The organism is Cellulomonas sp. S1-8 (assembly GCF_026184235.1).
Lineage (GTDB): Bacteria > Actinomycetota > Actinomycetes > Actinomycetales > Cellulomonadaceae > Cellulomonas.
Genome location: NZ_CP110806.1, coordinates 3,819,145 through 3,833,562, shown reverse-complemented (window position 1 = coordinate 3,833,562; position 14,418 = coordinate 3,819,145). Strand labels below are relative to the sequence as shown.

Annotated in this window: 12 protein-coding genes; 2 read left to right on the top strand and 10 right to left on the bottom strand. The window is 75.6% G+C overall.

Annotated features, from left to right (window positions below):
* The first annotated feature begins 44 nt into the window (after nucleotides 1-44).
* Nucleotides 45-530: a DUF6318 family protein gene (locus OKX07_RS17225; RefSeq protein WP_265629215.1), complete on the top strand. Its 486-nt coding sequence runs from the start codon at nucleotides 45-47 to the stop codon at nucleotides 528-530.
* A gap of 188 nt (nucleotides 531-718) precedes the next feature.
* Nucleotides 719-1,459 (top strand): hypothetical protein, encoded by a 741-nt coding sequence (locus OKX07_RS17220; RefSeq protein ID WP_265629214.1) that lies wholly within the window; start codon nucleotides 719-721, stop codon nucleotides 1,457-1,459.
* Between the two features lie 396 nt (nucleotides 1,460-1,855).
* On the opposite strand, the gene OKX07_RS17215 is transcribed toward OKX07_RS17220, so the two are convergent.
* The 10 genes from OKX07_RS17215 to OKX07_RS17170 form a co-directional block, all read right to left on the bottom strand.
* On the bottom strand, nucleotides 1,856-2,794 hold the full coding sequence (locus OKX07_RS17215) for a hypothetical protein (RefSeq protein ID WP_265629213.1): 939 nt from the start codon (nucleotides 2,792-2,794) through the stop codon (nucleotides 1,856-1,858).
* A gap of 118 nt (nucleotides 2,795-2,912) precedes the next feature.
* Nucleotides 2,913-3,731 (bottom strand): FHA domain-containing protein, encoded by an 819-nt coding sequence (locus OKX07_RS17210; RefSeq protein ID WP_265629212.1) that lies wholly within the window; start codon nucleotides 3,729-3,731, stop codon nucleotides 2,913-2,915.
* Nucleotides 3,728-5,005: a VWA domain-containing protein gene (locus tag OKX07_RS17205; protein WP_265629211.1), complete on the bottom strand. Its 1,278-nt coding sequence runs from the start codon at nucleotides 5,003-5,005 to the stop codon at nucleotides 3,728-3,730. Before OKX07_RS17205 ends, OKX07_RS17210 begins: the two co-directional genes overlap by 4 nt.
* Nucleotides 5,006-5,063: 58 nt before the next feature.
* Nucleotides 5,064-6,554: a PP2C family protein-serine/threonine phosphatase gene (locus OKX07_RS17200; RefSeq protein WP_265631949.1), complete on the bottom strand. Its 1,491-nt coding sequence runs from the start codon at nucleotides 6,552-6,554 to the stop codon at nucleotides 5,064-5,066.
* A complete protein-coding gene (locus tag OKX07_RS17195) occupies nucleotides 6,548-8,899 on the bottom strand; it encodes a serine/threonine-protein kinase (RefSeq protein ID WP_265629210.1) in 2,352 nt (783 codons plus the stop codon). The genes OKX07_RS17200 and OKX07_RS17195 overlap by 7 nt, the downstream gene beginning before the upstream one ends.
* On the bottom strand, nucleotides 8,896-10,029 hold the full coding sequence (locus tag OKX07_RS17190) for a hypothetical protein (RefSeq protein ID WP_265629209.1): 1,134 nt from the start codon (nucleotides 10,027-10,029) through the stop codon (nucleotides 8,896-8,898). Before OKX07_RS17190 ends, OKX07_RS17195 begins: the two co-directional genes overlap by 4 nt.
* A complete protein-coding gene (locus OKX07_RS17185; protein WP_265629208.1) occupies nucleotides 10,026-11,021 on the bottom strand; it encodes a glutamate ABC transporter substrate-binding protein in 996 nt (331 codons plus the stop codon). Before OKX07_RS17185 ends, OKX07_RS17190 begins: the two co-directional genes overlap by 4 nt.
* Nucleotides 11,018-12,310: a hypothetical protein gene (locus OKX07_RS17180; RefSeq protein ID WP_265629207.1), complete on the bottom strand. Its 1,293-nt coding sequence runs from the start codon at nucleotides 12,308-12,310 to the stop codon at nucleotides 11,018-11,020. The genes OKX07_RS17185 and OKX07_RS17180 overlap by 4 nt, the downstream gene beginning before the upstream one ends.
* Complete coding sequence (locus OKX07_RS17175) at nucleotides 12,307-13,875, bottom strand: AAA family ATPase (RefSeq protein ID WP_265629206.1); 1,569 nt, start codon at nucleotides 13,873-13,875, stop codon at nucleotides 12,307-12,309. Before OKX07_RS17175 ends, OKX07_RS17180 begins: the two co-directional genes overlap by 4 nt.
* Nucleotides 13,872-14,390 (bottom strand): hypothetical protein, encoded by a 519-nt coding sequence (locus OKX07_RS17170; protein WP_265629205.1) that lies wholly within the window; start codon nucleotides 14,388-14,390, stop codon nucleotides 13,872-13,874. The genes OKX07_RS17175 and OKX07_RS17170 overlap by 4 nt, the downstream gene beginning before the upstream one ends.
* Nucleotides 14,391-14,418 lie beyond the last annotated feature (28 nt).

Genomic DNA, 14,418 nt, shown 5'->3' with positions numbered 1-14,418 from the left:
CGTGCACGGGCGGCGGGGGCGAACCTGTGGTGTCGCCGACGACGGTGGCGCCGACGCCGACGCCAACCGCTGAGCCGACCCCGACGCCGACCCCGATGGCGTTCCCCACCCCGCCGGCCTTGATCTCCGAGCCCACCCCGGAGGGGGCGATCGCTGCGGGGACGCAGTTCGTCGCGCTGTACGACTACGCGTTCTCCGCCCTCGATGCGGCACCCTTGCTCGCCATGTCGGCGGAGTCGTGCGAGGTCTGCACCTACGTGGACGACAGCGTGGCAAGCCTGATCTCCAACGGCGAGACGTCCGTCGGGGAGGCCTCTGTCATCTTGACCAGTCGCTCGACGGAGATCAGGCCCGACGAGTGGTTCTCGGTCGAGCTGCGGGTGCAGCAAGCGGCGTCGCAGAAGCTCTCCGACGACGGCGACGTTGTCGGTGAGTCGGCCCCGACCACCGCAGACTTCGTCTTCGCGATCAGCTGGGACGGCGGGGCGTGGACGGTCGAGGCCGTCGACATCCTGGTGGTCGACGAGTGAGATCCGCGCTGAGGGCGCTCTCGCTCCTCGTCGCGTTGGGCGTCGTCGGGTATGCATCCCCGGCATCCGCAGCGCCACCCGACGAGCGAAGCTTCCGGAGCGCCGCACGGGCGGCCGCCCCCGGTGGGGCGTTCGACGTCCTCGGTCAGTGGTCCGGCCGTCAGACCGGCGACGAAGGGCCCCGGCCCGTGGGTTCGGGTGTGTCGTCGGCGGTCGTGTGGGAGTCGATGTTCGCGGACGCGTGCGTGGACGAGGAGAGCAACTGGCACCCAGGCCCCTGCGAGTTCAGCGTCCGCTACGGCACCCCGGTGTGCGCGGAGGGTGAGACCCCGCGGCCGCCGCGGTGGCGGCGGTTCCAGATCCCGCCGTCGACGACGTGGAGCGAGTGGGAGCAGGCGGACTACGGGTCGTGCGCCGGGGCAGCAGTCGTCCCGGTCCTGACTGCCGAGGACTTCCGACGCCTCCCCCTGCCTGCGCCGATCCTGAACGTGCAGCCAAATGGTGACTGGGTGCTGACGAAGATCGAGACGATCGTCTACACCGACCCCACCCCGGTGACGTTGACGACGGAGGTCATGGGCTTCCCGGTGACGGTCGAGGCGACCCCGTCGCGGTTCACCTACGCCTGGGGTGACGGGCACTCGACGGTGACGCGCGACCCGGGGCGTCCGCACCCGGCGTTCGACGTGTTCCACGAGTACGAGGAGCTCGGCCACGTGGCGATCACGCTGACGACCGAGTGGAGCGGCCGGTACCAGGTCGCCGGTGACCCGCAGTGGCGTGAGGTGACGGGCACCGCGACCACCACGGCGACCAGCCACACGTTCGAGGTCCAGGAACGCACGGCACGCCTGGTGTCCGAGACCTGTGACCAGAACCCGGACGCCCCCGGCTGCGAGGGCTGGCACCCCAGCGAAGCCCGAAGCTGACAGCACCCACCCACCCACCCGCCCGCCCGCCCGCGGGACTGTGCCTGTAGTGGTCACAGATGTGACCACTACCTCGGCGCCAGATCCCTTCCGCGACCACTTTCCGGGCTCACGGGGCCACGGGCGGGCCGGATTGTTCTTTCGCGGGCGTGGGGCGGTGGTGGGCTGGATTGCTCTCTCGCGTGCGGGGGGCGGGTCCTGATGGGCTGGATTGCTCTCTCGCGGGGCGCGGGGCGCGGGGCGGGGCCTGGCGGGCTGGATTGCTCTCTCGCGGATGTGGGGAGGGGGTCGGTGGGGCCGGATTGCTCTCTCGCGCCCAAGGGGGGAGGGCCCCCCGGGGTGGAAGGGCTGGATTGCTCGCTCGCGCACACGGGGGGGGGTGTGCGTGGGGTGGCTCTACGGGGTGGGGGTCTCGTCCTGGAGGGTGCGCCAGGTGCGGTAGTGCTGGACCGCCACGCCCTCGTAGCCGGGGGTTCCCGCCAGGGCGTCGTGGACCAGGGCTGTCTCGGTGACCAGGACGCCGAGCCCGTCGTCGCCGAACGTCCACTCCGCGCCCCCGGCGACGGCCGGGGTGTCCGTCTCGACGCCCACCGTGAACGGCAGGTCCGCGGCGACGGCGGCGGCGACCGCGTCGGCGGACAGCGCGAGGATCCCATCGGTGCCGTGGGCGTGGTCGACGAACGCGACGATCTCCACGCGGTCGGCGCGGGCCATCGCGGCGTCGGCGATGGTGCCCGTGCCCCAGGGCTCCCACGCCAGCCAGTAGGGGACGTCGACGCCCAGCCCGACGCCCGGCGGCAGCGCGGCGCGCACGGTGTCGAGCAGCGCCAGCCACCGCGTCACGGATCCGGTCCGGTCCGTGAACCACTCGGGGCGCGTCCACGGCTCGACGTTGAGCTGCACGTGGTCGACGGTCCGGCCGTGCGTCGCCGCCTGCATCCACTGCACGGCGAGCGCGGGCTGGTGGAGCCAGGGCGGGTCGCCGCCCAGCACCCCGACGGTCGCGCCCTCCGCGCGCACGGCGGCGATCGTCGCCGTCAGCCACGGCGCGACGGGCCCCTCGTCCGAGGCCCACGGCGCGGACAGGTGCACGGTCGTCAGCCCTTGGTCGCGGACGAACGCGGCGAGCGTCGCGGTGTCCGCCGGGGCGTACGCGGTGCCGCGTGCGTCGACGGACCGGTCGAGCGGGTTGTCCCACACCCACATCGCGGTGACGGCGGGCCCGGGCGTCGGCGCGGGCGGGTCGGCGTGGGCGCCGACGGCGGCGAGCGGGACGACCGCGACCACGGTCGCGGCCGCGATCACACCACGCAGGACATGACGGGTGGGGCTCATGAAGCGGGGTCCGATCGACGGTGGCGGGAGTCGTGCTCCCTCCATCATGCGGCCGTCGAGCGGCGACGGACTCCCGCGCGAGCGGACCTCGCCCGCTCGGCCGTGGCGGCCGCGACCCCTACGCCTCGCCCGGCAGCGCCCGCCGCACGACGAGCCGCGTCCACGAGCCGAGGTACAGCCGGTCGCCGTCCTCCAGCTCGTGCCGCTGCCCCGCGGGGATCGGGTCGTCCGGCAGGGCCGCACCGACGCGCGCGACGAACGTGCCGTTCGACGACTGCAGGTCCTCGACCCACCACCGGTGACCGTCGGTGTTGAGCTGGCAGTGCCGCCGCGAGACGCCGCTGTCGGCGCCCGCGTCGATCTGCGGGCGGATGTTGCGGGACGCCGACGGCCGGCCGACGAGGACGCTGCGCTCGCGCAGCGGCACGAGCACGGGCAGCCCGACGGACGGCATGGGGTCCTCGGCCTGCTGGGCGGCGTACCAGTCGGGGTCGACCCACAGCTCGGCGACCCACGTGTTCTCGCCGGGCAGCGGCGGGGCGAGGGGCGCGGCGGGGTCCGACGACGCCGACGGCTCACCGGCGGCCGGCGGGGCGACGACGGCGGCCGGCGCCTCGAGCGGGTCCGGCGCGGGGTCGTGCGGGTCGGTCGTGGGCGACGGGAGTGCGGCCGGGTCGAGGCCCAGGTCGAGCGACGACGTCCCGTGCGCGGCGACCGGCGTCGCACCCGTCGTGAAGTCGTACCCGCAGTTCTCGCAGAACAGGGCGCCCTGCGCGGCGGGCGACCCGCAGTGCGGGCACGCGCTCGGTGAGGGTGGCGCGGCGGCGGGCGTCGCCCCGGTGCTCGCGGGCGCGGCCGACGCGATCGGTGCACCGCAGACGTCGCAGTAGTCCGTCGAGGTGCTCGCGTGCCCGTCGGGGCAGGTGACCGTGCTCATCGCCGCACCCGCGACGTCTTCGTCGAGGCCGTGTCCAGGGCCATCTCGTCCAGGCGGGACGCGCTGCGCTTGAGCCGCACCGTGCCGTGCTCCTCGTCGTCGATCTCGACGACGCGCCGCAGCTTGGACGTCGCCTCCTCGTTGCCCGTCTCGGCGGCGAGCTGCACCGCGCGCCCCAGCTTGACCGTCGCGGTCGCCTCGTCCCCGGACGCCTTCGCCGCGAGGCCCTCCTGGATGACGGCGGCGAGCTCGGCCTGCCCGGTGTAGTGCGCGACCTCGGGGCTGATGCGCGCGGTGAGCGACGCGTCGTCGGACCAGGCGGCCTTCACCAGGCCCGACGCGACGACCTCGTCCGCCACCGCGACCTGCACGCGTGCGGCGAGCTGCTCGGCGCCCGGCGGCTTCGACGGCAGCCGGACGGCGACGTGGTAGTCGCGGGACTCGTCGGCCCACGCGCCCGTGGGGTACGCGCCGACGAGCGGCGTGACGGCGGTGCGCCGCGCCGAGAGGTCCTCGACCGTGGGAGCGACCTGCCGGACGAACAGCACCTGCCCGCCCTGCGGCGTCCACACCCGCAGCTGGGCGTCGGCGACCCCGCGGGACAACGACGTCGCGAGCATCGCGCGGAAGTCGTCGGCGATGTCGGCCGGGTCGGCGATGAGCTCGACGGTGCCGAGCAGCGCGGTCGAGATCTCCCGCAGCTCGTCGACCTGCCACCGCTCGCCGACGCCACGCGCGTCGCACTGGAACCGCCCGGTGACGGCGTGGATCGTCGACGTCAGCTGCGCGCGCGGCTCGGACTCGTTCTTGCCGTCGGTCAGCAGGATCGCGTGGCGCTGTGTCGCGGCGGGCTGGGTCGCGAAGATCTGGTCGGCCAGGCGCAGCCACGTGCTCATCGCGGTGCCGCCCTGCGCACCGAGCCGCGCGATCGCGCGCTTGGCCTCGTCGCGTGCCGCGGGCTCCATCTGGACGATCGCGATCGGCGCGTTCGGGTACGGGAACACGCGCTGGGCGACGTGGCTGCCGCTGACGATCGCGAACCACGTGCCGTCGGGGATGTGGTCGACGGCGACCTGCGCGGCGTGCTTGGCGGCCGCGAGCATCGGGCCCGTCATGGACCCCGACGTGTCGATCATGACGATCTCGGCGACCCCGCCGCCGCCGGTCGCCGCCCCACCGACGCCGTCGGCCGTGACCGTGACGATCGCGTGGACGTCGGTCCCGCCGTCGGGCAGGAACTCGTTCTGGAAGACCTCGGCACGGAACGTGGCCACACTGGCTCCTCGGCGATGCGGTGGGGCGTCGGACGGTGGTGCGGTGGGGGACGGACGGTCAGGGCGGCGGCGCGTCCGGCTCTCCCGCGAGGTTACCCGGCGGCCTGCGCCGGGCCGTGGGGGTGGTCCCGGGGTCGTCGGCGTGCGTGTCGTCGGGCGCTGCGACGGACGGCACGGCGGGGCCGGTGACGCGGGCGAGCGCGGCGGTGACGTTGTCGTGCCCGCCGCGCGCGTTGGCCCACGCGACGAGGTCCCGGGACAGGGCCGCCGGGTCGGGGCCGACGCGCTGCAGGGCCTCGCGCAGCAGGTCGGCGACGACCTCGGGTGCCGATGCGTAGTTCCACAGCCCGTCGGAGCACGCGAGCACCCAGCCGGGGCCGTCGGGGCGCGTCGCGACGGTCCGGGCCGTCGTCTCCACGGCGTCGGCGCCCAGCCACCGCGTGATGGCGTGCGCGTCGGGCGAGAGCTCGGCCGCAGTCCGGGACATGCCGCCGGCCATGAGCTCGGCGGCCACGGAGTCGTCCTCGGTGAGCTGCTCCGGGGTCCCCGCGTCGGGCAGCCAGTAGACGCGCGAGTCGCCCAGCCAGCCCGCGACGAGCAGCGACGGCCCGACGACGGCCGCGGCGAACGTGCACGACGGCGGGTCCTGCCGGGCGGTCGCGTCGTCGACGGCGGCACGGGCGGCGTCGTCGGCGCGGTGGCCGGACTCGACCAGCAGCCGGGACCAGCCGCCCGCGTCCTGCTGTCCGACGGCGGCAGCACCGGCGACCAGCACGTCGCGCGCGGCTGTCGCGGCGGCCTGGCTCGCGACGTCGGAGTCGGGGGCGGAGGACACGCCGTCGCACACGACGAGCACGGTCACGTCGCCGACCACGCCCAGGGCCATCGCGTCCTCGTTGCGCCGCCGACGCATGCCCACGTCCGTGACGCCCGCGACGTGCGGCGCCGGCTGCTCCTCGCGGTGGTCGCGCTCGACGGGCGCGCGGGCGCCGCACTGGGTGCAGTACCCGTCGGCGGCGATCTCACCACCGCACGCCGCGCACGCCGTGAGTCCGGTGCCGTCGGGGCCCGCGGGGGAGTGCGGGTCGAGGGTTCCTAAGGGGCCGGAGGTGCCGGACGCGATGGAGGTGCCGGACGTGCCGGACGTCCCGGGCGGGTCCGGCGGGTCCGACGGGTCCGCCGGGACCGACGGGTCGACCGGGCCGGCGGCGGGCGAGGAGCCGGCTCCGACCGACGTGCCCAGCGGGTCCGACACGCCCGCGGTGACCGACGCGCCGGTGACGACCGGGTCGCCGGCGGTGGCCGACGCACCCGCGGTGGCCGACGCGCCGGGCGTCGTCCCCAACGGCGCACCGCACGCCTCGCAGAACCGGGCGCCGTCACCGGCCGCCTCGCCGCACGCGGCGCACACGATCCCGCCGCCACCCGCTCCGGCAGCCGCCTCCGGCCCCGCCGAGCTCGCACGTTCGCGGTGGACGTCGTCCCCCGAGCCGCCGAAGGACGCGCTCGCCGGGTCGGGGGTCGTCGTCGGGTCCGGGGTGGTCACCATGTCGTCCACCGCCGGACCTCGTTGGCGCGGTCGACGAGCGTGACGCGCGTCGCACGGTCCTCCGTCAGCGCGGCCTGCTCGCGGTAGGCGGCCTCCAGCGCGTCGGTGACGCCGACGCGCGTCGCCGGGTGGCCGTCGAGCCGCACGCCGGACGCGGTCCCCCCGGCCTCGACCGTGGCGAGCGCCGTGGTCAGCACGTCGACACGCAGGCCCGCGCGGTCCGCGGGGGCGAGCGACACCGTGCGCACGGAGTCCAGGGCCGCGGCGAGCGACGGCAGGTCGGTGCGGGAGCGCGCGAGCACCCGCGCCCGCATCAGCCGCGCCTCGGGGTAGGAGCTGCGCGTGGGCGTCACGAGGTCGAGCGCGGCCAGCGCGTCGTCGACGTGCAGGGAGGCCATGCGCAGCCGCGCGAGGCCGAACGCGGCGGGTGCCGTGTAGTTCGCGTCGGCGTACGCGCACGTCGCGTAGAGCTGCTCGGCGATGCCGGGCTCGCTGGACAGCTCGCACGCGACCGCGAGCGCGAGCTTGGGTGCCAGCTCTCCCGGGACCTGCCCGTAGACGGCGTTGAACGACGCGCGTGCGCCGACCGCGTCGCCGCCTGCGAGCTGTGCGAGGCCCTGCGTCCACACGGCCCGCCACTCCCAGGGGTCCTCGGCGAGGATCGCCTCGACGGCGGACGTCACCACCTCGGGCCGGCCGGCCTCGATCGCTGTCGTGGCGCGCAGCAGCCGCACCTCGACGGTCTCCTCCGGGGCGTCGGCCAGCGCGACGAGCCGCTGCTCGGGGTCGGTGACGTTGATGCCGGACAGCCACCCCGCGGCCGGGTCGTCGGGGTCGACCTTGAGCGACGGCAGCTCGTCCCAGGCGAGCGGGCGCTCGACCTGGTCGGTGACGGGCGGCTCGAACAGCACGGACGCGGCGCTCGTCAGCGGAGGGTCGCCGGCACCGCGGTCCGCGGCGACGACCTCCCGCAGGACGCCGAGCACCTGCGCACGCATCTCGTCGACGGTCCCGAACCGGTCGGACGGGTCGGGTGCGCACGCCTTGGCCAGCAGCCGGTAGAACGAGTCGTACCGTGCGAAGACCGGGGTCTCCTCGACGGGCGGCAGCGCCGCGACGTACGTCGTGGTGTTGCCGCGGAAGTCCAGGACGAGCGTGGCCAGGGTCCGGCCGATCGTGTAGATGTCGGACGCCACCGACGGGCCGTCGGTCGGCACCTCGGGCGCCTGGTAGCCGACCGTCCCGTAGATCGCCGAGTGGTCGTCGTCGGTGCGTCGCACGCCGCCCATGTCGATGAGCTTGAGCGCGTCGCCCGCCTGGATGATGTTGTCCGGCTTGAAGTCGCAGTAGATCAGGCCGAGGTCGTGCAGGTACTGGAAGGCGGGCAGCACCTCGAGGACGAACGCGAGGGCCTGGTCGACGGGCAGCGGGTCCACCCGGCCGGTGGCCTCGCGCCGGTCGGTGAGCAGCTCCTTCAGGGAGCGCCCGCCGACGAACTCCATGACGGTGTAGCCGTCGCCCTCGTGCTCGACGAAGTTGTAGATCTCGACGATCAGCGGGTGCTCGACGCGCGCGAGGAACTGCCGCTCGGAGATCGCGGCCGCGACCGCGTCGGCGTCACCGGTGTTGAGCAGGCCCTTGAGGACGACCCACCGGCCGGACACGTTGCGGTCCCGCGCCAGGTAGATCCAGCCCATGCCGCCGTGCGCGAGGCACCCGACGACCTCGTACTGCCGGCCCACCAGCGTGCCCGCGGTCAGGCGCGGGTCGAAGTCGAAGCGCGCGCCGCACGTGGGGCAGAAGCCCTGGGTGCGGGCCGGGATCCCGTCGCGCCCCCGCCCGACGGGCTCGCCGCACGCGGCGCAGAACCGCTTGCGCTCGGGCACCTGCGGGTCGGTCATGACGGCCTGCAGCGGGTCGTCCACGGGTGCCGGCGGGACGGTGGTCAGGCCGGCTCCCAGGCGGGCGCGCCGCAGCCGCGTCGACGACGTGCCGAGGCGCCGCGTGGCGCGCGACCCGGTCATCGACGTGCGCGACGAGCCGAGCGCGGCCGTCGCCAGGCGCACCGAGCTGGTGCGACCGGTGCGGGTGGACCGCTCGGCCTCGGGGTCGCCGACGGCGCCGGGCGTCGGTGCGCCGGCCGCGATGCCCGTGCCGAGCATCGACGAGGGCGTCCGCGCGGCGGTCGAGCCGGCGGGGGTGCGTCCCGTCGCCGACGGGGGCGTGGTGGTCCCGGTGGCCGTCGAGGTGGCACCGGCGGGCGCGGGCGAGCCGCACACGTTGCACCAGCCGTCCTCGTAGGTCCCCGTGCAGCCGGGCTCGCGGCATGCGGTCGCGCTGGTCATCGGGCTCCTCCAGGTCCGCCCGGCAACGGCCGGGCGAGGTGCTCGTACTGCTCGACGAGGGCGCGGGCCAGGCCCACGTCGCAGGGGGTGGTCTCGACGGCGGCGCGTGCCTCGTCGTGGGCGGCGCGCACGGTGGGTGACGCGTCGCGGCCGTTCGTCGACGTGAGCGTCGCCGCCCGACCGAGGCGGTAGCGCAGCTCGGCGCGCTCGCGCAGGGGGCCGCTGTAGGCGTCCTGCGCGGCGTCGATCGCCCGACGCACCGCGTCGAGCCGCGCGACGAACGTGTCGAGCCCGTCGCGGTCCGCGGGGACGGCGCCGAGGCGTGACACGTCGGGCACGGCGAACCGCGGTGCGTGGGCGATCTCGCGGCGGCAGCGGTCGGCGAGCGCGTGCAGCGCGGGTTCGCGGCTCTCCAGCGCGGCTGCGGTCGCCTGGGCGTCGGCGCGGGCGCGGGTCAGGGAGCGGCGCTGCGACACGGCGACCATGAGGTCGCGCTCGGCGTGCGCGGCGCGCGTCTCCAGCTCGGCCAGCGGCCCCGCGACGTCGCCGCCCCGCGCGGCCTGCGTCGACAGCTTCTGCTCCCGCTCGCGCAGTGCCGCGACCCGGGCGCGCGCCTCCGTGTCCGGCCCCGCGAGGTCCTCGGCGCGCACCAGGGAGGCGCGCACGCCCCGCAGGCGGGCGACGACGTCGGCGGTGTCCGGGTCGAACGCGAGGCGCGTGCGCAGGGCCGAGACCATCGCGTCGCACAGCGTCAGCGCCTCGGGCAGCGACACCGGCGACGCACCGGCCCGCGTGTCGACGCGCCCCCACACGAGCTGCGACATGTGCTCGCGCTCGACCTCGGTGACGCGCCCGTTGTCCCACACGGCGAGCAGCTCGTCGGCGCGCGTGCGCACCGACTGCCACACCGTCAGCGCCAGGACGACGTCGGGCGTGTACCGCTCGGCGTCGGCCGTGGCCTGCGCGGCGGCGTCGAGCGCGTCCAGACGTGAGCGCCGGTCGTCGAGCCACGTCAGCAGCCCGTCGAGGTACCCCATGAGGTCGCGCGCGGCGATCGCCTCGCCCAGGCGCCCGGGGGCGACGGGCGCGGCGACGTCACCGGACGCGGCAGCCATGACGGTCGCGCTCACGACCGTCCGTACACGGACGTCGGCGGCGCGGGCGCGGGGCCTAGCGCCTCGCCCAGCCAGCGGGCGTAGAGCTGCGCCCACGTGCCGTCGGCCTTCATGCCGTCGAGGACGGCGTTGACGAAGCGCACCATGTCGACCTGCTCCGCCGGGATGCCCAGTCCGTACGGCTCCGCGCTGAACGCGTCGCCCACGACGCGCGCGTACGGGTCCTGCGCGACGAATCCCGCGAGCACGGTGTCGTCGCCGGTGATGGCGTCGACGCGGCCCTGCTGGAACAGCGCGAGGCACGCGGAGTGGGTGCGCGCGCCGACGGCCTCGACGTCGTACTCGTCGAGCCGCTCGAGCGTGGTCGTGCCCTCGGGGGCGCAGACGCGCAGCCCGGCCAGGTCCTCGATGCCCGCGATGCCCGCGGCCTCGGCCTCGGTGCTGACCAGCACCTTCTGCCCTGCCGTGAAGTACTCGGCGGAGAACGCGATGTCCTGCCAGCGCTCGCAGTTGATGGTGAAAGCGCGCGCGACCAGGTCGACCTCCTGCCCCTGCAGCACCGGGATGCGGTCGCCCGCGGTGATCACGCGGAACCGGATCGCGTCGGGGTCGCCGAGGATCGCCTGCGCGACCTGCCGCGCGACGTCGATGTCGAAGCCCTCGATCTGCCCCGAGAACGGGTTGCGCGCGCCCATCTGCAGGGTGTCGGCGGAGACGCCGACCAGCAGGAACCCGCGGTCGCGGATCGCGGCCATGGTCGACCCGGCGGCGATCTCGGTGCCGGTGGTCGGCGCGTAGGACGTCGTGGCGTCGTCGCACGTGGCGGCGGGTGCCGCGGCAGGTGCGGACTCCGTGGGCGTCGGTTCGGCTGGTGCCGACTCGGTGGGCGCGGCGCCGCTGGTCGCGGCCGGACCCGCGCAACCGCCCAGCACGAGGGCGACGAGGACCGCCGCCGCGAGCGCGCCGCGCGTGCGACCCCGGCGTCCGGGGGTGAGGTGCGTGCTCATCGGTACTCCTCCCGTCGTGCGCGCAGCCCGCCCCAGGCGAGTGCCGCGCCGGCCACGCCCAGACCGGCCAGCAGCCAGCCGACCCAGCCGCTGCTCGCGCGCAGGCCGTCGGCGACCTCCGCGCTGCCGGTGTCGACCGCGGTCGCCAGGCTCGTCGACAGGTCGTCGAAGAGGGCGGGCGGTGCTGCCGGGTCGTCGCTGGTGACCAGGGCGACGGCGGCGTCCCAGTCACCAGCGTCGTCGAGCGCCCGGACCTCGTCGTGCGCCGTGACCCACGTGCTCAGCCTGTCGACCATCGACGCGTCGAGCCGGCTGCCCTCGCCCTCGAGCGCGAACCGGGCGTCGGCGACGCTCGTCCGGAACGACTCCTCGTACGCCGCCCCCGACCCGCGTCGGATCAGCGTGAACGCCTCCATCGACCGCGCGTCGTTGACCAGCGCGAACGCCTGCGACGTCGCGACCGTCGCCAGGTACGGCCCGGTGTGCACGCGGGTCGCGCGCGACGCCGCCCCGCCGAGGGTGGTCGCCCCGACGACCGCGATCGCCAGCAGCGCGACCGTCGCGCCGACCAGCCCGACGTTGAACGTGCGCCGTGTGCGCCGCGCGACCCACACCTGCACCATCACGAGCAGCACCAGGGCGAGCACCACGACGGCGATGAGCAGCGGCGTCGCGGTGCGCACCGACGTCAGCTCGGAGTCGACGCGCTCCTGCTCGGCGGCGACCAGGGCATCGAGCGCCGGCACGATGTCCTCGCGCAGCACCGTCGACGCCTCCTCGAGGTACGCCGACGCGACCGGGAAGCCCTGCCGGTTGTTGGCCCGGGCCTGCTCGACCAGGCCCGTGTACGTGGTGAGGTCCGCGGACACCCCCGCCAGGCCCTCGGCGCCGTCGGGGCCGCTGGCGGCCAGCAGCGTCAGGGCGTGCGCGCCGGCATCGATCGCGACGTCGTAGCTCTCGCGCAGGTCCGTCGGCTCGAGCCCGCCGACGAGGAACGCGGTCGTCGCCGACGCGTCCGCCGCGACGAGCTGGTTGCGCGCGTCCTGCAGCCCGACGAGCTGCGCCGCGGCGTCCCGGACCCCGCCGACGGCCGCGCCCTGGCTCGTCGCGGCGCCCAGGGCCAGCAGCCCGGTGAGCGCGGTGACGACGGCCGCCACCGCTGCCCACAGGCGCAGGCCCCCGGGTGTGGAGCGCCAGCCGCTGGTGGGACGGGTCGGGACGGGAGCGGCCCGACGCGGGCCGGTCGGCACCGGCGGGCTCGGGGTCGAGGACACGACGGTCGTGGTCACGCGGGCTCCTCGGGGCGCGGGTCCGGGTCGGTGACGGCCGGGTCCGGGACGGGCGGGTCGGTGGGGTCGGTGGGGGGTGCGACGTCGTCGGCGGGCGCGACGTCCTCGGTGGGTGCGGCGTCGTCGGTGGGCGCGGTGTCGTCGGTGGGCACCGCGGCGTCGTCGGCCGGGGTGTCGGGGACGTCGGCGCCCGGGACCGGCAGGTCGGTCGCGACGTCCTCGACATCGATCGCCAGGTCCGCCGGCAGCAGCGTCCGCAGCTGCTCGACGGTCGGCGCCGGGACGTCCCGCAGGCGCCAGGCGTGCCGCAGGACCGCCCGGTCGAGCAGGTTCCGCGCGAAGCGGCCGTTGCCGAACCCCTCGTGCCGCGGCTGCGCGGCGACGATCTGCTCGACGAGGTCCAGGGCGTCGGGCGCGGGCTCGAAGTCGGCCTTGCGCGCCGCGAGCGCGAAGATCTCGCGCAGCTGGGGGTCGGTGTAGTCGTCGAACGCGATCGTGGTGGCGAACCGGCTCTCCAGGCCCGGGTTCGTCATGATGAACCGCGCCATCGGCAGCGGGTACCCCGCGACGATGACGACGAGCTCGTCGCGGTGGTCCTCCATGTCCTTGACCAGGGTGTTCACGGCCTCGGCGCCGTACTGGTCCTCCGCCAGGGAGTACGCCTCGTCGATGAACAGCACCCCGCCCAGGGCCTTCGCGACGACCTCGGTGGTCTTGGGCGCGGTCTGCCCCAGGTAGCCGGCGACGAGCTCGGAGCGGTCCACCTCGACCAGGTGGCCGCTGCTCAGCAGCCCGAGCGCGCGGTACAGCCCGGCGACGAGCCGCGCGACCGTCGTCTTGCCCGTGCCCGGGTTGCCGACGAACACCAGGTGCCGGGTCAGCGAGGGGCGCGTCAGCCCGGCGTCGGTGCGCAGCCGCTCGACGCGCAGCACCTCGGCCTGCTGGCGGATCTCGCGCTTGACGCGGTCGAGACCGACGAGCGCGTCGAGCTCGGCGAGCAGCTCGTCGAACGTCTTCTCCGGGGGCGCGTCGGGCGCGGCGGTGGGCGCCGGGGGCGCGGACGCCCCCGCCGTCGCGACGGGACTGGATTGCTCTCTCGCGCCCGGGGTGGGGGTGGGGGTGCCGGCCCTCCCAGGGGTGGTGAGAGAGCGATCCAGTTCCGGGGTGGTGGCGATGCCGGCGGCGGCGCGCTGGACCGCGGCCGTGACGGACGCGGCGGCGACGACCTGGAGGTTCGGCTCGCCCAGGTCGCACGCGGCCGACGCGACCTGTGCGAGCGCGTCCGCGTAGGCGACCGCGTGCGGTGAGCGCGCGCCGACGAGGGCGGTGAGCTGGTCGCTCGGCGCGTGCCGCCACCGGCGCGCCGACGAGGCCGCGGCGAAGAACACCGTGAGGTCGTCGTCCGCGCGTCCGACGGCCGCCAGCCACGCCGGACCGGCTCCCGTGACGGACTCCGCGACCGCGGCGGCGAGCCGCTCGCCCTCGTCGCGCACGGCCGCCGGCGGCAGGCCCGCGGCGGTGCCGGCGGCGACCAGGGCGTCGAGCACGGCACGCAGCGCGCTCACGGCGCACCCGGCCCGGCGGGCATGTCCAGCGACGACTGCCCGAACTTCTCGGCGAGGAACTGCCCGTGCGCGACCAGCGCCTGCGCGTCCGCGCGGGACACGGCGTCGGAGATCTTCTCGAGCGTCATCGCGAGCAGGTCGAGCTGGTCGCACAGCAGCATGAGCGAGGTCTTGCCGCGCGACACCACGCGCCGATCCGCGAAGTCGCGCGGCAGCCGCAGGTACCCGCCGACGGCCTCCGGCAGGTAGCTCGTCGCCGTCGCCACGACCGTGTAGGCCTGCCGGTCGCCCACGCCGAAGCGGTCCAGCCGCGGCACCATGTCCTCCACCGTGCCCGTGATGCGGTGCACGCGTGCGGTGACCGCCGCGGGCACGCGGCCCTCGATGCTCGCCTCGACGTCGCGGACGGCGGCAGCGATCTGCTCGGCCGTCGGGACCGGGTCCTCCTCGATCACGACGACGTGCCGCGGCGTGCGGCCGAACAGGCGCGCGACGAGGTCGCCGAGTCCGCTCACCTGCTCATCACCTCACGCCGTCCGTGCA